This is a genomic window from Sinorhizobium chiapasense (genome assembly GCF_036488675.1).
Classification (GTDB): Bacteria; Pseudomonadota; Alphaproteobacteria; order Rhizobiales; family Rhizobiaceae; genus Sinorhizobium; species Sinorhizobium chiapasense.
The window spans coordinates 2,573,186-2,596,063 of sequence record NZ_CP133148.1 but is presented as its reverse complement, the minus strand read 5'-3'; the positions used below and the strand labels follow the sequence as shown (position 1 = coordinate 2,596,063).

Annotated in this window: 17 protein-coding genes, 1 other RNA gene and 1 pseudogene; 16 read left to right on the top strand and 3 right to left on the bottom strand. The window is 63.4% G+C overall.

Features of this window, described 5'->3' with window-relative positions:
- The first annotated feature begins 106 nt into the window (after positions 1 to 106).
- Positions 107 to 1,474 carry a serine hydrolase domain-containing protein gene (locus tag RB548_RS12615; RefSeq protein ID WP_331371645.1) on the top strand — a complete coding sequence of 456 codons (1,368 nt, stop codon included), beginning with the start codon at positions 107 to 109 and terminating at the stop codon, positions 1,472 to 1,474.
- 49 nt (positions 1,475 to 1,523) lie between these two features.
- Here RB548_RS12615 and RB548_RS12610 read toward each other — a convergent pair whose 3' ends face one another.
- Positions 1,524 to 2,606: a lytic transglycosylase domain-containing protein gene (locus RB548_RS12610; RefSeq protein ID WP_331371644.1), complete on the bottom strand. Its 1,083-nt coding sequence runs from the start codon at positions 2,604 to 2,606 to the stop codon at positions 1,524 to 1,526.
- Positions 2,607 to 2,722: 116 nt separating this feature from the next.
- Positions 2,723 to 3,355, bottom strand: a complete 633-nt coding sequence (locus RB548_RS12605) for a LysE family translocator (protein ID WP_331371643.1) — start codon at positions 3,353 to 3,355, stop codon at positions 2,723 to 2,725.
- Between the two features lie 219 nt (positions 3,356 to 3,574).
- Between RB548_RS12605 and RB548_RS12600 the strand changes: the two genes are divergently transcribed.
- Entirely contained in the window at positions 3,575 to 4,177 is a 603-nt protein-coding gene (locus RB548_RS12600) for a hypothetical protein (RefSeq protein WP_331371642.1), read from the top strand.
- A gap of 671 nt (positions 4,178 to 4,848) precedes the next feature.
- Positions 4,849 to 7,422, top strand: a pseudogene (locus RB548_RS12595) (autotransporter family protein).
- A 159-nt stretch (positions 7,423 to 7,581) separates the two neighbouring features.
- Here the strand turns inward: RB548_RS12595 and RB548_RS12590 are convergent.
- Entirely contained in the window at positions 7,582 to 8,796 is a 1,215-nt protein-coding gene (locus RB548_RS12590) for a pyrophosphate--fructose-6-phosphate 1-phosphotransferase (protein ID WP_331371641.1), read from the bottom strand.
- A gap of 324 nt (positions 8,797 to 9,120) precedes the next feature.
- Between RB548_RS12590 and RB548_RS12585 the strand changes: the two genes are divergently transcribed.
- From RB548_RS12585 to murD, 13 genes are all read left to right on the top strand, one after another.
- Positions 9,121 to 9,828, top strand: a complete 708-nt coding sequence (locus RB548_RS12585) for a DnaJ family molecular chaperone (protein WP_331371640.1) — start codon at positions 9,121 to 9,123, stop codon at positions 9,826 to 9,828.
- Positions 9,825 to 10,589, top strand: a complete 765-nt coding sequence (locus tag RB548_RS12580) for an N-acetylmuramoyl-L-alanine amidase (protein WP_331371639.1) — start codon at positions 9,825 to 9,827, stop codon at positions 10,587 to 10,589. Before RB548_RS12585 ends, RB548_RS12580 begins: the two co-directional genes overlap by 4 nt.
- 228 nt (positions 10,590 to 10,817) lie before the next feature.
- Positions 10,818 to 11,351, top strand: a complete 534-nt coding sequence (locus RB548_RS12575; RefSeq protein WP_331371638.1) for a lytic transglycosylase domain-containing protein — start codon at positions 10,818 to 10,820, stop codon at positions 11,349 to 11,351.
- A 194-nt stretch (positions 11,352 to 11,545) separates the two neighbouring features.
- The gene (locus RB548_RS12570) at positions 11,546 to 12,733 is read left to right on the top strand and encodes an NAD(P)/FAD-dependent oxidoreductase (RefSeq protein WP_331371637.1); all 1,188 of its coding nucleotides are present in this window, start codon (positions 11,546 to 11,548) and stop codon (positions 12,731 to 12,733) included.
- A 79-nt stretch (positions 12,734 to 12,812) separates the two neighbouring features.
- Positions 12,813 to 13,210: RNase P RNA component class A (gene rnpB / locus RB548_RS12565), an RNA gene on the top strand.
- Positions 13,211 to 13,622: 412 nt separating this feature from the next.
- Entirely contained in the window at positions 13,623 to 14,063 is a 441-nt protein-coding gene (mraZ, locus tag RB548_RS12560) for a division/cell wall cluster transcriptional repressor MraZ (RefSeq protein ID WP_331371636.1), read from the top strand.
- A gap of 14 nt (positions 14,064 to 14,077) precedes the next feature.
- Positions 14,078 to 15,103 carry a 16S rRNA (cytosine(1402)-N(4))-methyltransferase RsmH gene (gene rsmH, locus RB548_RS12555; RefSeq protein ID WP_331371635.1) on the top strand — a complete coding sequence of 342 codons (1,026 nt, stop codon included), beginning with the start codon at positions 14,078 to 14,080 and terminating at the stop codon, positions 15,101 to 15,103.
- A 6-nt stretch (positions 15,104 to 15,109) separates the two neighbouring features.
- A complete protein-coding gene (ftsL, locus tag RB548_RS12550) occupies positions 15,110 to 15,493 on the top strand; it encodes a cell division protein FtsL (RefSeq protein WP_331371634.1) in 384 nt (127 codons plus the stop codon).
- The gene (locus RB548_RS12545) at positions 15,493 to 17,238 is read left to right on the top strand and encodes a peptidoglycan D,D-transpeptidase FtsI family protein (RefSeq protein ID WP_331371633.1); all 1,746 of its coding nucleotides are present in this window, start codon (positions 15,493 to 15,495) and stop codon (positions 17,236 to 17,238) included. The genes ftsL and RB548_RS12545 overlap by 1 nt, the downstream gene beginning before the upstream one ends.
- 66 nt (positions 17,239 to 17,304) lie before the next feature.
- The gene (locus RB548_RS12540; RefSeq protein ID WP_331374954.1) at positions 17,305 to 18,765 is read left to right on the top strand and encodes a UDP-N-acetylmuramoyl-L-alanyl-D-glutamate--2,6-diaminopimelate ligase; all 1,461 of its coding nucleotides are present in this window, start codon (positions 17,305 to 17,307) and stop codon (positions 18,763 to 18,765) included.
- A gap of 1 nt (position 18,766) precedes the next feature.
- Positions 18,767 to 20,200 (top strand): UDP-N-acetylmuramoylalanyl-D-glutamyl-2,6-diaminopimelate--D-alanyl-D-alanine ligase, encoded by a 1,434-nt coding sequence (locus RB548_RS12535; RefSeq protein WP_331371632.1) that lies wholly within the window; start codon positions 18,767 to 18,769, stop codon positions 20,198 to 20,200.
- Between the two features lie 172 nt (positions 20,201 to 20,372).
- Positions 20,373 to 21,473 carry a phospho-N-acetylmuramoyl-pentapeptide-transferase gene (mraY, locus tag RB548_RS12530; protein ID WP_331371631.1) on the top strand — a complete coding sequence of 367 codons (1,101 nt, stop codon included), beginning with the start codon at positions 20,373 to 20,375 and terminating at the stop codon, positions 21,471 to 21,473.
- Between the two features lie 7 nt (positions 21,474 to 21,480).
- Positions 21,481 to 22,872 carry a UDP-N-acetylmuramoyl-L-alanine--D-glutamate ligase gene (gene murD / locus RB548_RS12525; RefSeq protein ID WP_331371630.1) on the top strand — a complete coding sequence of 464 codons (1,392 nt, stop codon included), beginning with the start codon at positions 21,481 to 21,483 and terminating at the stop codon, positions 22,870 to 22,872.
- Positions 22,873 to 22,878: the final 6 nt, after the last annotated feature.

The window sequence follows — 22,878 nt, the reverse complement described above, 5'->3', positions numbered from 1 at the left end:
GCACAGGCGCGGGGCTTCCAAGGGCTTTTCCTTTTTCTGGAATCCTGTTTCTCTCGCGTCTGCCGCGTGGCGGAAGCGTCGCGGTGCTGGAGCCGGGAGGACGCGCATGAAACGGTTGCTGAAGACGATCGCCGGGGCGGTGGTTGTCGGACTTGCGGGCATCGGCGGCTGGCTGGCGTTGTTTCCGCCGGAGCTTCTGAAGGTCGGCGACGGCTATGCCGCCAAGATCGTCTGCTCCAATGTCTTCCTTGCCAAACGCGATCCGCAAGCCGTTCTTGCGGAAGACGTGCAGGCGCCCGGCCATCCGCTCTTGAAGTTCGTCCGCGTCTCAGTCGATCGGGAAAAGGAGAGCGTGACGGCACGCATATTCGGCTTTGCCGCACCTGGCCGAGCGGTCCACAGGCCGGGATTTGGTTGCACCAATGTCGATGACAGCGGCGCGCAGGCGCTTGCGGGTTCGGCAAGGAAGGCAGGGGCCGAGCCGGGAGCATCCGGGGCTCGCGACGCGGCCATCGGCTGGCCCGACGGTGGCAAGGCCGACATCGATCCGGCGATTCAGGGCGTCATCGAGGATGCCGGCCTGGCGGGCCCCGGCATACGGGCGATCGCCGTCGTGCGGGACGGTCGGCTGGTGGCCGAGACCTACGGCCCCGGTTTCGATCGGGAGACGCCTCTGCTCGGCTGGTCGATGACGAAATCCGTGACTGCGGCGCTGATCGGCGTGCGGATCGGCGAGGGAAAGATGGATGTCGCCCGGAGTGATCTGCTGCCGGCCTGGAGCGGCGATGATCGGTCGCGGATCAAGCTCGCCGATCTCTTGGCGATGCAGAGCGGGCTCGCGTTCAACGAGGACTATGGCGACGTTACCGACGTCACGCGCATGCTCTATCTCGAAAGCGACATGGCCGGCTTCGTGGCGTCCAAGATGCTGGAAGCGCAGCCGGGCGCGAAGTTCCGCTATTCGAGCGGCACCAGCAATCTTCTGTCCCAGCTGTGGATGCGGACGTTCGACGATCCGGCCGAAGCGCTGGCCTATCCGCGCAAGGCGCTCTTCGCCCCGCTCGGCATGACGAGCGCCGTGATGGAAACGGATGCGAGCGGCACCTTCGTCGGTTCCTCCTATATGTATGCGACGGCGCAGGACTGGGCGCGCTTCGCGCAGTTTCTGCTCGAGGACGGAAGCTGGAAGGGCAGGCGGATTTTGCCTGAGGGTTATGTTTCCTTCATGCGGACGCCATCGGCCGCGTCCGACGGCGACTATGGCTCCGCCCAGGTGTGGCTGCAGGAAAACGGCATTCGCGCTGGCACAGGCAACTTCCCGCCGGATACGTTCTGGATGCTCGGGCACGACGGACAGGCGATCATGATCGTTCCTTCGCTGCGGCTCGCGGTCGTCCGCCTCGGCCTCACACCGTCGCGCACCGGCTACGACGTGCAGAAGCTGAATGCAAAAATAATAGAGGCGCTCGATTGAGCGCCTCGGATATCAATTCCACGCTGTTTGCGGGAGAGCGCCCGGGCGCCTACCGCATGTCGAGATCGTCGAGCAGGCCCTTGCGTTTGGCGTGATAATAGTAACCGCTGGCGTAGAGCCTCACCGCGCCGTCATGCTGGTTGTCGGCCACCATCCAGGCGCCGCGCAGGTACTTGGTCGCGTATTTGAGATTGGTTTCCGCGTCGAACAGGCCTTCGGCCGGGCCCTCATAACCAAGCCCCTTGGCGGTGTTATAGCGGATCTGCATCAGGCCGTAATTGCCCTTGCTGTAGGCGCGGGGATTGTAGTTGCTCTCGCGCTTGACGACCCGGTGCACGAGCTCCACCGGAATACCGTTCAGCTCGGCATAATATTTGATCAGCCGGTCGAGTTCGGGACGCGAACTGGTCGGCGCCTTTGAGAACTTCAGTGAGTCGGGAATGACGCTTGCGACAGCGCCGACGGCGGAGCCGATCACACCGGTGTTTGGCCGTGCGGTCGGAACGATCATCCGCTTGGCGACCAGCGTTTCGAGACCGACCGGTTCGCCCGTATCGAAATCCGATTCCATTGCGGCGGCAACCCCCAGGAAGGGCACGGCAGCGGGCTCGGCGCCGGCCGTCTTTTCTGCAAGCTCGGCCGATGTGGTCGCCGGCGTGACTGGTGCTGCCATCGCCACTTCGAACGCCTGACCGGGCTTGGCCGTGGGAATCGCAACCCTCTGGGGCGCTGCGTAGGCCAGAGTCGCGTCGCTCGCCGGCATTGTTGCGATCGCCGGCGCGGCGGTGGCCGTTGTCGGAGAGGTCTCGGTTGCGGCGGTCGTGGTTGTCGATGCGACGGCAGCCGCCGCAGTGGCCGTCGGAGTTGCAGCGGTTGCGCCCGGTGTCATCTCACCGGGCGTCGTTTGGGAAGCGAGGGCTGTCGAAGCTACGGTTGCCGCCCCGTCCGGTGTCGGCAGGGCATAGGCCGTCATCTCCGTTCCGGGCTTCGCGATGGGGGTGACTGTCTGCACGGCGGTCAGTTCTTCAAGCGACGTATGCTCGACCGTGGAGCACCCCGAGGCAATGGCCACCGATGCCAGGGCAGCGGCAGTGAACGCCCGTTTTGAGAGGGGGATACGGAATATCGCCATGGTGTCACTTTCGTGCTTCTGGGCCCCGTAGCCCCTGCAAATCAGTGGATGCCAACCACCGCGCTTGAATCTCCATTAACCTATGCCGCCAGTTGCGGCAAGCGCGGGGGCGATTTTCACGACGCAGCCCGTTTCAGACCGGCGGTCAGCAGGCCAGCACCGATCAACAGCGAGCCGCCGGTGCGGTTGACCACGCGGCGAATATTCGGCTTGCGGATCGTGTTTCGCGCGGCCGAGGCGAGAAAGGCGTAAAGGGCTGCATTGAGTGTCGCGAGCATAAGGAACGTCGCCTCGAAAATCGCCATCTGGGCAAAGAGCGGCCGCGACAAATCGAGGAACTGCGGCAGGAAGGCGACGAAGAAGATGATGCTCTTCGGATTGAGCGCGGTGACGGCATAGGCGTGCAGGAAGATCCGCCGCGGCCTTTCCGCCGAGGCGCCATCGGCGTCCTGTTCTTCGCCGCCGACAGGGGCCTTCCAGAGCTTGATGCCGAGCCAGATGAGGTAAGCGGCGCCGACCCATTTCAGCACCGTGAAGATGGCGGCGGATGTGGCGAGCAGGGCGCCGAGGCCGAGCATCGAGGCGGTCATGGCGGTGAAGTCGCCGAGAGCGACGCCGGCGACGGTCGCGCCGGCGGTCTTGCGACCGTGGCCGAGGGAATAGGAAATCACGAGGAGAATGGTTGGACCGGGGATGGCGAGCAGCACCGCCGAGGCGGCCGCAAAGGCAAACCAGTGTTCGAAGGACATGAAAAGGCTCCTCGCTTGAATGGCTCCTGCAATGGCGCAGAGGGATCCACGCAAATGCAAAGCCGTCAACCATTAACTTCAGCTGCAATGTCTAGTCGGCCGCCTCCGCGAGGGAAGCATTTTGCGCGGCATAGGAAAGATGAAGGCTTCGCCAGCCTCGCTTTATATTGCGGCATGCAAGCAACATGTTGGATCAAAAGAGAGAGTCGGAAGGGTTGAGTGCGCTTGACCGATAGAAAATTGCTGCGTTCAATCCGGCTGGGTGGCTCGACGGAACGACAGGTGCAGCATGTCGCGACGCGTTTTGAGTTTGAATGCCGCACTTCTATCGAGCACGACGATCGTGCCCGGCATCCTCGGCCCTCTGTTGCTTGTCTCGCCCGCGCGGGCCGCTTGCGACAATTTCACGCCGAACACCGGCGAGATGACCACGTGCAGCACGGATCCGGTTCCGGTGACGACGCCCATTCAGGCGCAGGCCGGCAGCACCAATGTGACCGTCAACATCGCCGCCGGCGCGACGCTCCAGCCCCTGGCACCAACAATGGCGTACTCGTCCGCAACCAGAGCACCATCAACAATGCCGGATCGATCCTCGTCACGGGCAACACGTTCGACGGCTTCTCGTTGCAGGGCAGCGGCAACGCCGCGACAAACACCGGCCTGATCCATACGACCGGCAACCAATCGGAGGCGATGTTCACGACCGGCAGCGGCAACACCATGGTCAACGGCGTCGGCGGCGTGGTTCAAATCGACGGCGGTTCCCACGGGCTGCTGTCGTTCGGGGCAGCAACAACACTCTCACCAATGCCGGCATGATCACGATGGGGGCGGGGGCGACTGGTTTCAGTGCGCTTCACGCCAACGGCGGCAGCGGCGGCAACACCCTGCTCAATGCCAGTGCAGGGACGATTATCGTCTCCGCCACCAATGGCCGTGCGATGTCCGTCGAGAACTCCGACACCTCGACAATTACAAATGACGGAACCATCACGACGACGGGCAATGGCGGCACGGGGATCTTCGCCTTCGGCAATGGTATATCGATCACCAACAACGGATCCATCACCACAACGGGTGCCAACGCCAGCGGCATCGAGAGCAACGGCTCCGGCGCAACCGTCGGGCCGATCCTCAACACCGGTTCGATCACGGCGTCGGGCAACGGCATTGTCATCAACAAGGCTGCCACGATCACCAACACGGCGGGCGCCGCGATCTCCAGCGGCGCGTTCGGTATATTCTCCAGCGCCGGGGCAACGATCGACAACGCCGGCACGATTCAGACAACTGGGCTGGCGGGTGTCATTCTGAATGGCGGCGGCGCCATCATCAATCGGACGGGTGGACTCATTCACGGGCAAACGGAGGGTGTTCAATCCGCCAATGCGCCGGCGTCCATTGACAATACCGGCACAATCGAAAGCGTCTCCGGCGCGGGGCTGCTGTTCAACGGGGCCTTCAACAATTCGGTCACCAACTCCGGAACCATCATTGGCGGCAACGGCACTGCGGTACAATTCGGCGCCGGTCAGGATACGATGACGATGCTTGGCGGCACGGTGACCGGCAACGTCCTGCAGGGCGATGGCGCCGACATTTTCACCATGCAGGGCGGCACGATTGCGGGCGCCCTCGATCAGGGTGCGGGTGCCGACAGCTTCGCCCTGTCGAACGGAACGATCACCGGCGATGTGCAGCAGGGCAACGGCATCGACGATTTCCGGATGACCGGCGGCCAGATCCAGTCGCTGGCTCAGGGCGATGGGCTGGACACGTTCCTCATGTCGGGCGGGCGGATCATCGACGCCTTCGAAGACGGCGATCACGCCGTCATGACCGGCGGTCGCATCGGTCGCGTCAATATGAAGCTCGACGACAGCCTGTTCGACATGTCCGGAGGCATCATTGACAGGAATCTCGTCACCGGCTTCGGCAACGACACGATCATTCTTTCGAATGGCACGATCGGCGGCAGTATCAGCGTCAGCGGCGGCACCCACAGCGTGACGGTCACCGGCGGCTCCGTCGGTGGCAGCGTGCTGATGAGCGTTGGCGCCGATGCCTTCACCTGGGACGGCGGCGGCATCATTTTCGGCGTGATCGATCTCGGTGACGACAACGATACGGCAACGCTCAGTAATCTCACCAACGGCAATCTCGGCGAAACGGATGCGATCACCGGCGGACTCGGCTCGGATACTCTGACGCTGCAAAACGTCACCACTGCAGGCGTGGCCCGTCTCCGGGAGTGGGAGACGATCAGCGCAACGAACGACACGGAACTGACATTCGACGGCGATCTGGTGCTGGGTGACGCCGGAAGCGGTAGCGGCGCCTTGAACGTTGATGCCACGAGCACGCTCTTCGGCGGCGGCAGCAACGCCGCAGTGTCGGCCTTCGCCGTCGGGCAGTTCGCAAACGTCGTCAACGCCGGCCGCATCGATCTCACGAATGGCGGCGCGAGCGCCAGCGAGACGTTTACGATCAACGGCAACTATGCGGGCGATGGCGGCGCGCTGTTTCTGGACACGGTGCTTGGAGACGATACGTCCGCCTCCGACAAGCTAGTGATTGCCGGCGGCGTCGCCTCCGGCAGCACGAGCATCGGCATCGTCAACGCCGGTGGAACCGGCGCCGACACGGTGCAGGACGGCATCCTCGTCGTCGAGGCCGTCAGTGGCGGCACCACCGCAGCCGGTGCCTTCGCGCTCGGCGGCAGGGTGGCGGCAGGCGCGCACGAATATTTCCTGTTCAAGGGCGGCGTTTCCGCCGGCACGGAAGAAAACTGGTACCTGCGCTCGACGCTGATCCCGACCCTGCCACCGGCACCCGCGCCTCCGCCGCTGTCGCCGCCACCCAACCTCGAGCCGGAACCACCGGAAACAGTAACGCCGTCCCCGATCCCGCCGACGACGCCGCCACCGCCCGTGGACGACGGCACGCCGACGACCCCGCCGGTTGACGATCCGGCGCCGGTCCTCCCGGGCACCCCGGTTCCGGTCACGCCGCAGCCTCCGCCGCCCGTCACGCCGCCGACTCCTCCTTCGGAAACGCCGGCAACGCCGACGATGCCGCCGCCATTGCCGCTACCGGGAACGGCGGCGCCGACCCCGGGCGCGACGCCAGTGACCGGTCCGGCCATCACGCTCTACCGCATCGAGGCGCCGACCTACTCAGCCGTTCAGCCGATCGCGCAGTATCTCGGCCTCGCGAGCCTTGGCACATTCCACGAGCGGCGCGGCGAGCAATCGCTGCTGGAGGGCGCCGGCACGTTGCCGACGACTTGGGGCCGGGTCTTCGGCCAGGATATCGAATTCGAATGGGACGGCACGGTCGCGCCGGGATTCGACGGTAATCTCTATGGTTTCCAGGCCGGCCAGGACCTGCTCGGTTGGGAAAGCGGTACGGGCCACATCGATCGCGTCGGTGTTTTTTTGCCCACGCGCGGACAGATGGTGACGTTACCGGCCAAGCGCTTGGCTGGAACGACCTCGCCGTCGGCGATGTCGATGTCGACGCGACGAGCCTTGGCGGCTACTGGACGCATATCGGCCCCAACGGCTGGTATCTCGACGCCGTCCTGATGGGGACTCTGTTTGGCGGCGACGCGACCTCCCGCGCCGGGGCCGGCATCGACATCGACGGAACCGGCGTCATTGTCTCGCTGGAAGGCGGCTACCCGATCGCGCTGACCGAGAGCTGGACGCTGGAACCGCAGGCGCAGCTGATCTGGCAGCACCTGTCGCTCGACGAGCAGCGAGACGCTTTCTCGACGGTGAACTTCGATTCCGACGACGCCGTGACCGGCCGTCTGGGCTTCCGCCTGCAAGGCGATCTGCCGACCGAGACGGCAACGTTCCAGCCTTACCTGAAGGCCAATCTCTGGCACAGTTTCGATGCCGACCAGCGCGTCACCTTCGGCACCGAGCCGATCGTCACCGAGACCGGCGGAACGGCGCTGGAGATCGGCGGCGGCATCGTGGCCCGACTACACGACCAATCTCGGCGGCGAGAAAACGCGCGTTCTGGAGGGCAATATCGGCCTGAGCGTGAAATGGTAAAGCAGGCCGAAAAGCGAGCGGCAATATTGGAACAAAGACATGCATCAAAACAATCACGGCCATGACTTCGGATCGGAACGATCGCAATCATGGCCGTGAACGGTCACGTAGAGCGAGCTTCGGCAAGGAGCCTAAGCCGAGGGCAATGCAGCTCCGCGCTCAGTCCGCCGCCTGCCACTTCTGGCCGATGACGTCCATGACATCGCCGAACCATTTGGTCGACGTGTCGAAATGCTTGCCGCCCTTGATGCGCGGGAACTCGATCGTGCGCAGCTTGCCGCCCTGGTCCTCGTCATGGCCGGTGACGCCGGAGACCTTGTTGAGCGCGCTCTCGACCGCGAGGTCGACCATGCTCTGGATCAGGCGCAGGTCGTCGCCGTTGGCGGGCGCGGAGCGGGCATAGTAGCCGGACTTCTGCACCATCGAGCGTTCGGCGCCGAGAAGGGCGGCGAACTGCTTCGAGAACCAGTTGCCGACATTGATCGTGTCGATCTTCACGTGACCGAAAGCATCGCGCTTGACCGTCTCGCCGGCCGCCTCGCGTTCGGCGACGATCGCGTCGAGGCAAGCGCCTTCGCTGACGAACAGGGTGACGAAGCCGGCGCGATCCATGACTTCACGCAGCCGTTCGGCCTCGGCCTCGAGATCGAACTTCATCTCCGGCAGGTAGAGGCCGTCGATGTTCTTCAGTTGCGCATTCATCATGAAGCCGTCGACATAGTCCTTGCCTTTGGCCATCTGGATATAGGAGCGCGCGGTTGCCGCCGTCAGCCAGCCGCAATGGCGGCCCATCACTTCGTGGACGACGAGGGTCCGCGGCGCTGCGCTCTGCTCGTTGGCGACGTTGTCGAAGAAGCGTGCACCGTATTCGGCAGCCGTCCAGGCGCCGAGCGTCTGGCGGATCGGCACCACGTCGTTGTCGACCGTCTTCGGCAGGCCGACGACAGTCAGGTCGTAGCCGTTCGCACCGAGATAGGCGGCAAGATCGGCCGCCGTCGTATTGGTGTCGTCACCTCCGATCGTATGCAGAATCGTGATTCCGTCCGACGCCAGCCTTTCGGCGGCGACCCGGAGCGGGTTCTGGCCTTCCTTGACGAGCCCGCGCTTCACGCAGTCGGCTGTGTTGGTAAGCTTCACGCGGCTGTTGCCAATCGGCGAACCGCCGTGGCGATGGAGGAGATGCGCTTTCTCGCGCATGTCCTTGGTGATCTCGATGCGGTCGGCGAGAAGCAGGCCCTGATAGCCGGAACGGTAGGCGACGAGTTCGTAGTCAGGCGCGATGTCCGTGTACCGTTCGATCAGGCCGCCGACAGCGGATGAAAGGCAGGGGGCAAGCCCGCCCGCCGTCAGCATTGCGACTTTCTTCTTGGCCATGGTTCCTCCTCGGCGATTCGGCACTGGCAACGGCTCAGCAGAGCCGGTCATGTTCATGTTCCTTGCTCATTCAAGGACACCGTGGTCTAGCGCAAATCCGATGGAAGTTAAATGACAGGCCTGTGGATGCTTCAAAAGTTGCGGGCCGTCTGATGCCGAATCGATCGACGCGGGTACACGTCGATATGGGTTGAGATTTACGGCGATATGATTTATTGAGGGCCATCACAAGTACGTCATTCGGGGCGTTTCCGGCGACCGGCCGCTTGCAATTTGCCACCACATCAGGTCATGCTGCTTGGTGGACAGGGAAAAATCTCACACATGTCATTTTGGGACAGCCTGCTGAAAATCGTCACGGCCACAGGCAATGCGCTCGCGGGCGTAGTCGAGGCCGTTCGCACCCTCTTTGAAGGGGATCCGGAAACACGGCGTAAGGTCGCGTTTTCGGTCGCGATGATCGCGCTTTCGGCGAAGATGGCGAAAGCCGACGGCATCGTCAGCGAGACCGAGGTTGCCGCTTTCCGTGATATCTTCAAGTTTCCCGCGGACCAGGCGCAGAATGTTGCGCGTCTCTACAACCTCGCGCGTCAGGACGTTGCGGGCTACGAGGCCTATGCCGAAAAAATGGCGTCGCTGTGCTCGTCCTGCGAAAAGAACTGCCCGATCCTCGAGGATATCATCGATGGGCTCTTCCATATCGCGAAGTCCGATGGCGCCGTACATGAGAAGGAACTCGCGTTCCTCATGCGCGTCGCGGAGATCTTCAAGATGGACGAGGAGCATTTCCAGCGCATCATGGCGCGCCATGTCCATCTCACGGGGCGCGATCCCTATGAGGTGCTGGGCGTTTCGCCGAAGGACGATTTCGCCAAGATCCGCCGGCGCTATCGCGTGCTCGTGTCCGAGAACCATCCGGACATGCTGGTGGCGCGGGGCGTGCCGAAGGAATTTCACGCGATCGCCAACGATCGCATGGCGGCGCTCAACGCAGCCTATGAGGCGATCGAGAAAGAACGCCGCGCCGCATGACAGCGAGGACATGCGATTTTCGAGGTGCGCGCCTGCTGCCGTCGCCCAATCACGGCGAGCGCGCCGGGGGGCGCAATCCCGATATGATCCTGCTGCACTACACCGGCATGGAGACGGCCGCTTCGGCGCTCGACTGGCTTTGTCGCGAAGAGAGCCAGGTCTCCAGCCACTATTTCGTTCATGAGGATGGCCGCGTCGACCAGCTCGTCGCGGAGGAGCGGCGCGCCTGGCACGCGGGCAAGAGCTCCTGGAAAGGCGAGACGGACATCAACTCCTGCTCGATCGGAATCGAGATCGCCAATGCCGGCCATCCGGGCGGGCTGCCGGACTTCCCTGAGGCACAGATCGAAGCGGTCGTCGAATTGTGTCGGGACTGTGGCCAGCGCTGGTCCATCGCCCCGGAAAGGGTGCTTGCGCATAGCGATGTCGCACCAATTCGCAAGGTCGATCCGGGAGAAAAATTTCCCTGGCATGTGCTGCACGCCAAGGGGGTCGGCCATTGGGTGGAACCGGCGCCGGTCGGCGGCGGCCGGTTTTTCCAGCGCGGCGACCGCGGCCAGCCGGTCGAGGCGATCCAGTCTTTGCTGTCTCTCTATGGCTATAGTATTGAAGTAACAGGCGATTTCTGTGAGAAGACGGAGGGCGCGGTGGCCGCATTCCAGCGCCATTTCCGTCAGGCGAGGGTGGACGGAATCGCCGATGTTTCGACCATCGACACGCTTCACCGCCTGCTTTCCGCACTTCCGAACCTCAGCGTTTAGGCGGCGATTTTTGGGTGCGCTAATTTAGCGCGCTCACCACTTTCCTGCGCGATTTTTTTGTGTTGCCACATGTTTACCATGATGGCCCCTTCATTTTCCCTGCACCAACTGCAGGGGATGCAGCGCGACCGCGCCGCTCTTTTGTCAATAAAAACGATCGGGAAATTCGGTCGTGGCGGCGGGGTGCGCTGCCGCGAGCGGTTCCCCAGACCGGAGACTTCAAACTAAATGAGAATATCGTCTGTTGCTGCGGTGGCGGCATGCTTCGGCATGTCCTTCGCCGGGATGGGTATGTCGTATGCAGGGGATGTCGACAAGACCATCAAGACCTCTTCGCTTCAGTCAGTGACCAGAACAACAGGGTACCCGAAGCCTGACCTGTCCCTGTCGACCGGCTCGCAATATACGATCCTCATCCAGTCCTACGCCAAGCAATATGGCGTTCCCGCCGGCCTCGCTCACGCCGTCGTTAAAATCGAAAGCAACTTCAACCCGGATGCGCGCGGCAGCGCCGGCGAGATCGGCCTGATGCAGATCAAGCCCGCCACCGCCCGCATGATGGGCTATTCCGGCTCGGCCAAGGGCCTCTACGATCCGGAAACCAACATCAAGTTCGGCATGATGTATCTCGCGAAGGCGCAGGAGCTTTCGGACGGCTCAACCTGCGGCACCATCCTGAAATACAACGCCGGCCACGCCGCCAAGCGGATGAATCCGGTGTCGAAGCGCTATTGCGGCAAGGTCCAGAGCATTCTGAACTAAGGACTTAAATCGTCGGTTTCGGGGGGGGCGGTTCCGTCCCCCGACTGACACATGACTTGCCTTGGATCGTTCCCGGTCCAAGGCTGTTGCCGGAAAGGTCTCGCGTTCCGGCATACCGTTAATTCCCGAAGGAATCCGGTGTCATTGCTTATGCGGCATGTTATCCACGGCGAAGCGAACCATCGGGGAGTGGCATGTCGGTAAGCTTTGATTTCGCCGTCGTCGGCAAGGGCATGATGGGGGCTGCGGCCGCGCGGCATCTGGCCGTTGCCGGAGCAAGCGTCGCGCTCATCGGCCCGGACGAGCCGGAAGATTGGGCCAACCACGGCGGCGTCTTTGCCAGCCACTATGACAACGCCCGCATTACCCGCACGATCGACGAAGATCCGGTCTGGGCCCGTCTTGCCCGCCGCTCGATCGACCGCTACCCGGAGATCGCCGGCGAGAGCGGCATCGACTTCTACGCGGAAGTCGGTTGCCTGATCGCAGCACAGGCGCCGGGTGGCGAATTCGACTACCTGGAGAAGGTCGCGCGTGCCCGCGACAGGCTCGGCGTCGAGGCGCCGCCGATTTCTGGCGATGATCTCGTTCGACGCTTTCCCTGGTTCCGTTTTCCCTGGGGTTATGGCGGTATTCATGAGAGGCGCGGCGCGGGTCACATCAATCCCCGGGCATTGGTGAAGGCGCAGACGATCCTCGCCGAAAGGTCGGGCGCGCGGGGCATCCGTTCCGAGGTAATTTCCGTCGAAGAACATTCGGATCACGTCGCCGTGGCGACCGTCGACGGTCAAGCAGTTCGGGCGGGGCGCGTCCTCGTTGCGGCCGGCGGCTTCTCGCTGTCGAACGCGCTGCTGCCGCGGCCGATCGATCTCACCGTGAAGGCGCGTACGGTACTTTTCGCCGAGGTCGGTGCCGAGGATCTCGTTGGCTTCGCGGGCATGCCGTCGCTGATCGGTGCCGCTCCGGAACAGGAACGCAGCTATTACCTGCTGCCGCCGGTTGCCTATGCAGACGGCAAACACTACATCAAGATCGGCGGCGACCCGATCGACCGGGTGCTCGCGAGCGAACCGGCGGTGAGGGAATGGTTCCGCAGTGGCGGCAATGCGCCGGCGGCCGATCACATGCGGGGATTGCTTGCCGAGGTGATGCCGGGCTTTCAGCCCGTTGCGACGCATTTTGCGCCCTGCGTCACGTCGTTCACGCGGCACGGTTATCCCTATATTGGCTTTGCCAGCGATCGCCTCGCTGTCGTCACCGGCGGCAACGGACAGGCCGCCAAGAGTTCAGACGAGATCGGGCGGCTTGGTGCTGCGCTCGTCATGGAAGGGCACCTCGATGCCCCAGAATATGAAACCGACTTTGCGGTTTCGTACCGTTGATCGATCCGCGCAAGCGCAGGCTGAAATTATTACCGATTTTTCTGGCGCTTGCCGCTTCGGTCGGCTAATGACCCCTCTGCCAGTTGGCCGGGCAGCCGCGCCCCGCAAGTGCCGAAAGGCCGCGGGGGGAGGAAAGTCCGGGCTCCACGGAAACACGGTGCCGGATAACGTCCGGCGGGGGCGACCCCAGGGAAAGTGCCACAGAAAGCAAACCGCTCCGCTTGCGGAGTAAGGGTGAAAGGGTGGGGTAAGAGCCCACCGCGGACATGGCGACATGGACGGCACGGCAAACCCCACCGGGAGCAAGACCGAATAGGGATGACACGGGCGCGCGAGCGCCCAGCCGGTTTCCAGGCGCGTCATCCGGGTGGGTTGCAAGAGGCTGCGCGCAAGCGCAGTCCCAGATGAATGGCTGCCACGTTCCGTTCCTTCGGGGGCGGGGCCATACAGAACCCGGCTTACAGGCCAACTGGCTTTTTTCTTCCCGTGCTGCACGCAGTCGCGTTCAAGCGGACCACCTTTTCTCAAACGAATCAGCAGCCGATTGTTCCCGCGACTATTGCTGCCGTGGCGCGGTTTCGCCGGAGATTCCAAGGGATTAGGGCCTCGATCGTAACCCTTTGTTAAACTTAACAACCTATCAATATTTGATCATCCGCGAGGCTTATTGCGAGCTTCTCCCATTGACGCCCATATGGTCCCATGTTATCCCATAATGGTACTGCGCAAGGGCCGCGTCGTGGCCCATCATCGCAAAATTCCAAGGTTCCTTCCTCGGAAGGGTCGGGCGGGCACGCTTGTGTCCGGCGGGGGTCTTTTGTGCGCGGGGGCAGGTGTTTGCGCGGGCCAATGATCGTGGCCCGTCAGTCGGAGGCGGCCGTTTCGCGTCATGAACCGCTTCTTGTCACATGCTACGAACCGGATCGATGCAAAGGGGCGGGTGTCCGTGCCTTCGGCGTTCCGCGCCGTGCTTTCGGATGGGGGCATCCGGGAGCTATACTGCTTTCAGGACTTCGTCTTTCCGGCGATCAGCGTCGGTGGGCCGGAGCTCCTGGACCGGTTCGAGAGGCAGATGGCGGCAGAGGATCCGTTTTCGGATGCCGCCAACCAGATGTCGCTCCTCGTTCACGGGGGCGGCGTCTTCGTAAAGCTCGACCCGGAGGGCCGGTTGATGGTGACGGATTTCATTCGCGACTTCACCGGCATCTCGACCGACGTGACGTTCGTTGGACGGGGCGATCATTTTCAGCTCTGGGAGCCGCAGGCGTTTGCGAGGGCGCAGGCGGAGGCCCGGGAAGGGCGCAAGCAACGGGGGTTGCGTCCGGAATAGAACGGAGAGGCGGAATGGTGACGGATCAAGGCGGCGGATATTCTGAAGCCGACGGCGGACCGGTTCGTCACATTCCCGTCCTGTTGAGCGAGGTGCTCGCTGCCCTCGAACCTGCACCTGGCAAGATCATTCTCGATGGCACGTTTGGTGCCGGCGGCTATACGTCCGCCATCCTGACGGCGGGTGCCGACGTGATTGCGCTCGATCGCGATCCGACGGCGATTGCCACAGGTCAGCCTCTTGTCGCCGCCTCCGAGGGGCGGCTCAAGCTCGTTCATTCCCGCTTTTCGGAACTCGCAGAACATACGCCGGCAGAAGGTCTCGATGGCGTCGTGCTCGATATCGGGGTTTCCTCGATGCAGATCGATGAGGCCGAGCGGGGCTTTTCTTTCCAGAAGAAGGGGCCTCTCGACATGCGCATGTCGGCTGCCGGTGTCTCTGCCGCCGATGTCGTCAATCGCGCCAAGGTCTCCGATCTCATCCGCATTTTCGGTTTCCTCGGCGAAGAGAAGCAGGCGGGCCGCATTGCCCGGGCCATCGAAAAGCGCCGCGCCGAAGCGCCGTTCGAAACGACGCGCGACCTCGCGGGCCTCATCGAGATCGTGACGCCGCGCAAGGCCAAGGACAAGATTCACCCCGCGACCCGCGTCTTTCAGGCGCTGCGCATCTTCGTTAACGACGAACTCGGGGAACTCGCCAATGCGCTTTTTGCTGCCGAGCGGGTGCTGAAGCCCGGCGGGCGCCTTGTCGTCGTCACCTTCCATTCTCTCGAAGACAGGATCGTCAAGGCGTTCTTCCAGGATCGGTCCGGCAAGGCGGCTGGATCCCGCCACCTGCCGATGGTCGCTGCACGCGCCGCAACCTTCACGCCAGTTGGCAAGCCTATGATTGCGGCCAGCGAGGAAGAAGCGTCCCGCAATCCGCGCGCCCGGTCCGCCAAGCTCAGGGCCGGCATCCGCACGGAGGCCCCGTCGCCGGGAAACGATCTGTCCATTTTCAACCTGCCGGAACTGGCGAGCCTTGCGAAACTGGGGGGCTAAGAGAAGATGCTGCGAACGCTCGACATTGTCCTGATCGTCGTCATGACGGCAGCTGCCACGGTCACCTACACGATCAAGCATCAGGCCGAGAACAAGCGGGAAGAAGTTCGCCGGCTCGACGCTGCCATCAAGCTCGAGGAAGACACGATCGATCTCTTGAGGGCGGACTGGGCGCTGCTGACACAGCCGAACCGGCTCGAGCGCCTCGTGGGCGCCTTCGGCGCCGACCTGCAGCTCGCGCCGACCCCTTCGACGCAACTCGCGCGGCCCGAGGAGCTTCCGATGCTGAAAGCGGACCTGCCGCAGCCGGAAGGCGACAAGGCGGCTGAGGACGGCATTGCCGCCGTCATCAAGACAGACGGTATGGCAACAGGATCGGTGGCGCGCTGATGTCGTTTCTCTCCCGTATCATGGTACTGAAGAGCAAGGCGCATTTCTCGGCGGGCGGCAACAACCGCCCATCCGATGGGGTCAACGTCACGATCCAGGGAGCACGCAAGAAGAGCGCCAGCCAGGCGAAGAACCGGGTGGCGATCGTCATTGCCAGCTTCGGAATCGTCTATGCCGTGATTGGCGGGCGGCTTGCACAATACGGCATGGCGCAGCCGGAGACTGTTTCCTCGATCGGGCGCGCCGACAGTCTGATGGCTTCGCGCCCCGACATTCTCGATCGCAACGGCGAAATTCTCGCAACCGACATCCGCACGGTGTCGCTTTATGCCGAGCCGCACAAGATCGTCGATGCCGACGAAGCGGTGGAGCGCCTGGCGACGGTTCTACCCGATCTCAACGCCCGCGAGATCTACAACAAGCTCAAGTCTAAGTCGCGTTTCCAATGGCTGCGCCGGCAACTGACGCCGAAGCAGCAGAGCGAAATCCTGGCGCTCGGCATTCCCGGCGTCGGCTTCCGACCGGAAAAGCGGCGCTTCTATCCCGGTGGTCCGACCGCCGCCCATATCCTCGGCCATGTCAATATCGACAACCGCGGCGTTGCCGGCATGGAGCGCTACATCGACGGCCAGGGCCTTGCCGATCTGGCCGCGATCGGCATGACCAGCGATGCCAAACTTGAGCCGGTCAAGCTTTCGATCGATGTGCGCGTCCAGAACATCGTGCGCGACGTCATCGATGCCGGCATGAAGAATTTCCAGGCGATCGCCGCCGGCGCGGTCGTGCTCGACGTCCATACCGGCGAGGTGCTGGCGATGGCCTCGGTTCCGGACTACGACCCGAACAAGCCGGCGGAAGGCGCCGAGGAAGGCTGGATGAACCGCATGTCGAACGGCACGTTCGAGATGGGGTCGACCTTCAAGACTTTCACGATCGCGATGGGGCTCGACTCCGGCAAGGTGACGCTCAACGACAGCTTCGATGCGTCGGCGCCGATCCGCATCGGCGGCTTCACCATCAAGGATTTTCACGGCAAGCGCCGCGTGCTGACGGTGCCGGAGATCTTCCAGTACTCCTCGAACATCGGCACGGCCAAGATCGCCGACCTCATAGGCATTCCCGGCCACAAGGAATTCCTCACGCGCATCGGGCTTCTGTCGAAGCTGCCGACGGAGCTTCCGGAGGTCAAGACACCGTCCCAGCCGCGCGAATGGAAGAAGATCAACTCGATCACCATCTCCTTCGGCCACGGCGTCTCCACGACGCCGTTGCAGACGGCGGTTGCCGGGGCTGCGCTGGTCAATGGCGGCAAGCTCATTCCGCCGACCTTCCTGCCGCGCACAGAGGAGCAGGCGAACGAACTGGCGACGGCGGTCGTCAAGAAGAGCACCAGCGAGGACATGCGCTTCCTGCTTCGCTGGAACGGCATCGCCGGTTCTGGCAAGCGGGCGCTCGTCCCGGGCTTCAACGTCGGCGGCAAGACCGGCACGGCCGACAAGGTGGTCAACGGCCGTTACGCCAGCGACCTGAACTTCAACGCCTTCCTCGCCGCCTTCCCGATCGACAATCCCAAATACATCGTGTTGACCTTCATCGATGCGCCGAAGACCGGCGAAGGCGGTGGGCGGACCGCTGGTTCCAACGCAGCGCCCATGGTGCGCGACATCATCAGCCGCTCCGCGCCGCTTCTCGGGGTCGAACCGAAATTTGGAGAAGACGGTTCTGCCTTGCTTGTGTCTTATTGACCGTGAAATGAGAATGCGAACGATTCGCGATCCGGCGGATCGATATCGATGCGAGACATGCAGTTCATGAAGATCAAGGACCTGGCGGGAGCAGCTTTCCCGGAACTTTCGGCGCAACTGAAGGGCGTTTCCTCGGATATCGAGATCGCCGGCATTACGGCCGATAGCCGGCAGGTCAAACCGGGCGATCTTTTCGTCGCTGTCGCCGGGACGAAGGCGAATGGGACCGCCTACATCGCTGATGCCCTTTCGCGCGGCGCTGCGGCCGTGGTCGCGGCGGATAGCACGGATACCGGGGCCGACGTGCCGGTGTTCGGGCTCTCGGAGCCGCGACGTTTCCTGGCGAAGGCGGCCGCCGCCTTCTATGGGCGCCAACCGGAGACCATGGTGGCGGTGACCGGGACGGCGGGCAAGACCTCCGTCGCTTCCTTCACCCGGCAGATCTGGGCGCATTCGGGCCTTGCCGCCGCGATGATCGGAACGACCGGCGTCGTGGCGCCGGGCCGCAACGACTACGGATCGCTGACCACCCCGGACCCGGTTTCGCTGCACAAGCTGCTTAAGGAACTCGCTGATGCCGGCGTGACCCATGCGGCGATGGAAGCCTCCAGCCACGGCCTCGACCAGAGCCGGCTCGACGGCGTTCGGCTTGCCGCCGCGGCCTTCACCAATCTCGGCCGCGACCACATGGACTATCATCCGACGGTCGAACACTACATGGCCTCGAAGATGCGCCTCTTCTCGACCCTCCTGCCCAAGGGCGCACCGGCGGTGATCTTCGCCGACGACCAATGGTCTGACCAGGCGATCGCCGCCGCCCGCAAGGCCGGCCAGGATGTGCGCACTGTTGGACGCAAGGGCGAATTCCTCACGTTGAAGCGCGTCGAGCATTTCCGCCACAAGCAGTCGGCGGAGGTCCATGTCGGTGACGATATTTTCGAGATCCACGTGCCGCTTGCCGGCGACTTCCAGATTGCCAATGCGCTGGTTGCCGCCGGCCTTGCCATGTCCACCGGCATCAGCGCCAAGGCGGCCTTTTCGGCGCTCGAGAAATTGCAGGGCGCGTCCGGGCGCCTCGAACTCGTCGGGCACACGAAGGATGGCGCGCTCGCCTATGTGGATTATGCCCACAAGCCGGACGCGCTGGAGAATGTCCTGACCTCGGTTCGTCCTTTCACCACCGGCCGGATCATTGTCGTTTTCGGCTGCGGCGGCGACCGCGACAAGGGTAAGCGGCCGATTATGGGCGAGATCGCCACGCGGCTTGCCGATGTGGTCATCGTCACCGACGACAACCCGCGCTCGGAAGTGCCGGAAGTTATCCGCGCCGAGATCATGGCCACGGCCAAGGGCGCAACCGAAATCGGCGACCGCGCCGAGGCGATCCGCACGGCGGTCGGCATGCTGAAAAGCGGCGACACGCTGATCGTCGCCGGCAAGGGACATGAGGAAGGGCAGACGATCGGTTCCGTGACCCTGCCGTTCTCGGACCACGAGGAAGTACGCAAGGCATTGGGAGGGCTATGACTTGAACTGGCTCTGGACAAGCAGCGATCTTCTGGCTGCGATGAACGGCCGTCCGGTCGGAAATCTGCCAGAGGGCATTGCCGGCATCTCGATAGACAGCCGAACGATCAACAAGGGTGAGGCGTTTTTCGCGATCAAGGGCGATCGTGTCGATGGCCATGACTATGCCGGGATCGCGCTTGCCAATGGAGCCGCCCTTCTTGTCGTCAGCGAAGGTAAGATTCCCGCCCTCGGCCGGCTGATCGCGCCGATGATCGTCGTCGATGACGTGCTGGAGGCGTTGATCCGGCTCGGCTGCGCCGCGCGCGATCGCAGCGCGGCCAAGGTTATCGCCGTCACCGGATCGGTCGGAAAGACCACGACGAAGGAAATGCTGAGACATGTGCTGTCCCCGCTCGGCCGCGTGCATGCCTCCGTTGCCTCCTTCAACAATCACTGGGGTGTGCCGCTGACCCTTGCGCGGATGCCTGAGGCGACCGACTTCGGCATCTTTGAGATCGGCATGAACCACCCGGGCGAGATCCGGCCGCTGACGAAGATGGTTCGCCCGCACGTGGCCGTCGTCACCAGCATCGCTGCCGCCCATCTCGGCAATTTTGAGAGCCTCGACGAGATCGCGGCGGCAAAGGCCGAGATCTTCGAAGGTGTCGTCAAAGACGGCCACGCCGTCCTCAACATCGACAGCCCGCAATACACCCTCCTGGAGCGGACCGCTGGTGCCGCCGGCGTGAGTTACATCCATTCCTTCGGCGCCAATCCGAAAGCCGAGTTCCGGCTGGTCGAATTCGCCGGTCGCTCGGAAGGATCGGTGCTCTGGGCGGGAATCGGCGGCAGGACGCTGGAAGTCGCGATCGGCGCTCCGGGGCGCCATATCGCCGAGAACGCGCTGGCCGTGATCGCGGCGGCGAGGCTCGCGGGCGCCGATCTCGATCAGGTCCTGGCCTCGCTTGCGACGATGCGGCCGGAAAAAGGCAGGGGACTGCAGCACCGCCTGAAGGTCGGCGCGGGTCGATTGACGCTCATCGACGAGAGTTACAATGCCAACCCGGCCTCGATGCGCGCAGCGATCTCGCTGCTGCGCGACGCCGAGCCACCCGTCGGAGGGCGCCGGATCGCGATCCTCGGCGACATGCTGGAGATGGGCGAGCACGCCGCCGAGGTTCACGCCGCTCTTGCGGAACCGATCGTTGAGGCGGGAATCGCGGAGGTCTGGCTCGCCGGGCCCGAGATGGCGTATCTGCGCGACGCTCTGCCGCCGGAGGTCTCGACCGTCTATCGCGAGTCTGTCGACGATCTCACGGACTATGCACTCGCAGCGGTTGCCGCCGGCGATGTGGTGATGGTCAAGTCGTCCAAGGGAACCGGCTGCGCGAAGATCGTCCAGGCTCTTCTCAACGCCTATCCGGAAGAGGCGGCGAGGGGCGGGGAAGCATAGGTGCTACAGCGAGCTCTGTGCGTCTGAAACGACGCACGGCGCTGTCGTGCTGGTGGATACCGCCTTCGGCCAGGGGATATGGCCTTAACATAGTCGACCACAAGCGGGTAACGTCTTTCAGATGATTCTGTTGGACGATGTCCGATTCTAAACCTTTGGGGAAAGGTCCCTTATGCTGATCTGGCTCGTGGAACTGGCGGACCGCTTTCAATTTTTCAATCTCTTTCGCTACATCACTTTCCGCACGGGTGCAGCTCTCTTCACTTCCGCCCTGATCGTCTTCCTGTTCGGCCCGGCGATGATCGCATCGCTTCGTATCCGCCAGGGCAAGGGCCAGCCGATCCGCGCCGACGGTCCGCAGACCCACTTCAAGAAGGCTGGTACGCCGACCATGGGCGGCCTGATGATCCTCGCCGGCATCGTCGTTTCGTCGCTGCTGTGGGCCGACCTTTCCAGCGTCTATGTCGTTTCGACTCTCCTGGTGACGCTCGGCTTCGGCGCGATCGGCTTTTACGACGACTATCTCAAGGTGACCAAGCAGTCGGACAAGGGCTTTTCCGGCAAGGCGCGTCTCGGTATCGAATTCGTGATCGCCGCGATCGCCGTCTTCTTCATGATGCAGGCGGCGCTTTCGGCAGGGACCGCCGGCTCCACCTTCGGTTCCTCGGTGACGTTCCCCTTCTTCAAGGACCTGATGCTCAATCTCGGCTATTTCTTCGTGCTTTTCGGCGGTTTCGTCATCGTCGGCGCGGGCAATGCCGTGAACCTGACCGACGGCCTCGACGGCCTTGCCATCGTGCCTGTGATGATTGCGTCCGCCGCCTTCGGGCTCATCGCCTACCTCGCCGGTAACGCCGTTTTCGCCAACTATCTGCAGATCCATTTCGTGCCGGGCACCGGCGAACTCGCCGTGATCCTCGGCGCCGTAATCGGCGCGGGCCTCGGCTTCCTCTGGTTCAACGCGCCGCCCGCCGCGATCTTCATGGGCGATACCGGCTCGTTGGCGCTGGGTGGCCTCATCGGCACGGTTGCCGTCGCCACGAAGCATGAAGTCGTGATGATCATCATCGGCGGTCTCTTCGTCATCGAGACGCTATCGGTGATCATTCAGGTTTTCTGGTTCAAGCGCACGGGCCGCCGCGTGTTCCTCATGGCGCCGATCCACCATCACTTCGAAAAGAAGGGCTGGACGGAAAGCCAGGTGGTGATCCGCTTCTGGATCATCGCCGTCATCCTCGCGATGATCGGCCTTTCGACGCTCAAGCTCAGGTGATTGCGCGATGATCCCGGTCACCACATTCAAGGATAAGAAGGTCGCACTCTTCGGGCTCGGCGGTTCCGGCCTCGCGACGGCGCAAGCGCTGGTCGCCGGCGGGGCGGAGGTCGTCGCCTGGGACGACAATCCCGACAGCGTCGCCAAGGCTGCGGCAGCGGGGATTTCGACGGCCGACCTGCGTGGCGTCGACTGGTCTGCCTTTGCCACCTTCGTGCTTTCTCCAGGCGTGCCGCTGACGCATCCGAAGCCGCATTGGACGGTCGATCTGGCCCACCAGGCCGGCGTCGAGATCATCGGCGATGTGGAACTCTTCGTGCGTGAGCGCCGGGTGCATGCCCCCGATTGCCCGTTCATCGCCATCACCGGCACCAACGGCAAATCGACGACCACGGCACTGATCGCCCATATCCTCAAAGAAACCGGGCGCGACACCCAGCTTGGCGGCAATATCGGCACCGCGGTGCTGACGCTCGATCCGCCGAAGGCCGGGCGTTTCTACGTGGTGGAATGCTCCTCCTATCAGATCGATCTTGCACCGACGCTTGAGTCCACGGCCGGAGTGCTGCTTAACCTCACCCCCGACCATTTGGACCGGCACGGCACGATGCAGCACTATGCCAATATCAAGGAGCGGCTGGTGGCCGGAAGCGGCACGGCGATCGTCGGCGTGGATGACAGCTTCTCGAGCCTGATCGCCGACCGCGTGGAGCGCGCCGGAACGAGGGTCGTGCGCATTTCGCGCCGGCAAGTGCTTGCCGACGGGTTTTATGCCGAGGGCTCGCAGCTGATGCGCGCCAGCGGCGGCACGTCTTCGCTGTTCACCGATCTTGACGGGGTCCAGACGCTGCGCGGTGGGCATAACGCCCAGAATGCGGCGGCAGCGATTGCAGCCTGTCTTGCGGTTGGCGTCGACGAAAAGGACATCGTCGATGGGCTTCGCAGCTTCCCGGGTCTCAAGCACCGGATGCAGCCGGTCGGGCAGAAGGGCGACGTTGTCTTCGTCAACGACAGCAAGGCGACCAATGCGGACGCCGCGGCGCCGGCGCTGTCGAGCTACGATCGGATCTACTGGATTGCCGGCGGTCTGCCGAAGGAGGGCGGCATCTCGTCGCTTGCGCCGTTCTTCCCGAAGATCGTCAAGGCCTATCTGATCGGCGAGGCCGCACCGGCCTTTGCGGCGACGCTCGGCGAGGCCGTGCCCTACGAGATTTCCGGAACGCTGGAGAAGGCGGTCGCCCGTGCGGCGGCGGATGCGGCAAAAGACGAGGACGGGCCTTCGGCCGTGATGCTCTCCCCGGCTTGCGCAAGCTTCGACCAGTACAAGAATTTCGAGGTGCGTGGAGATGCCTTTGTCGGGCACGTGGCGGCACTCGAAGGCGTGACCATGCTCGTCTGACGAGCG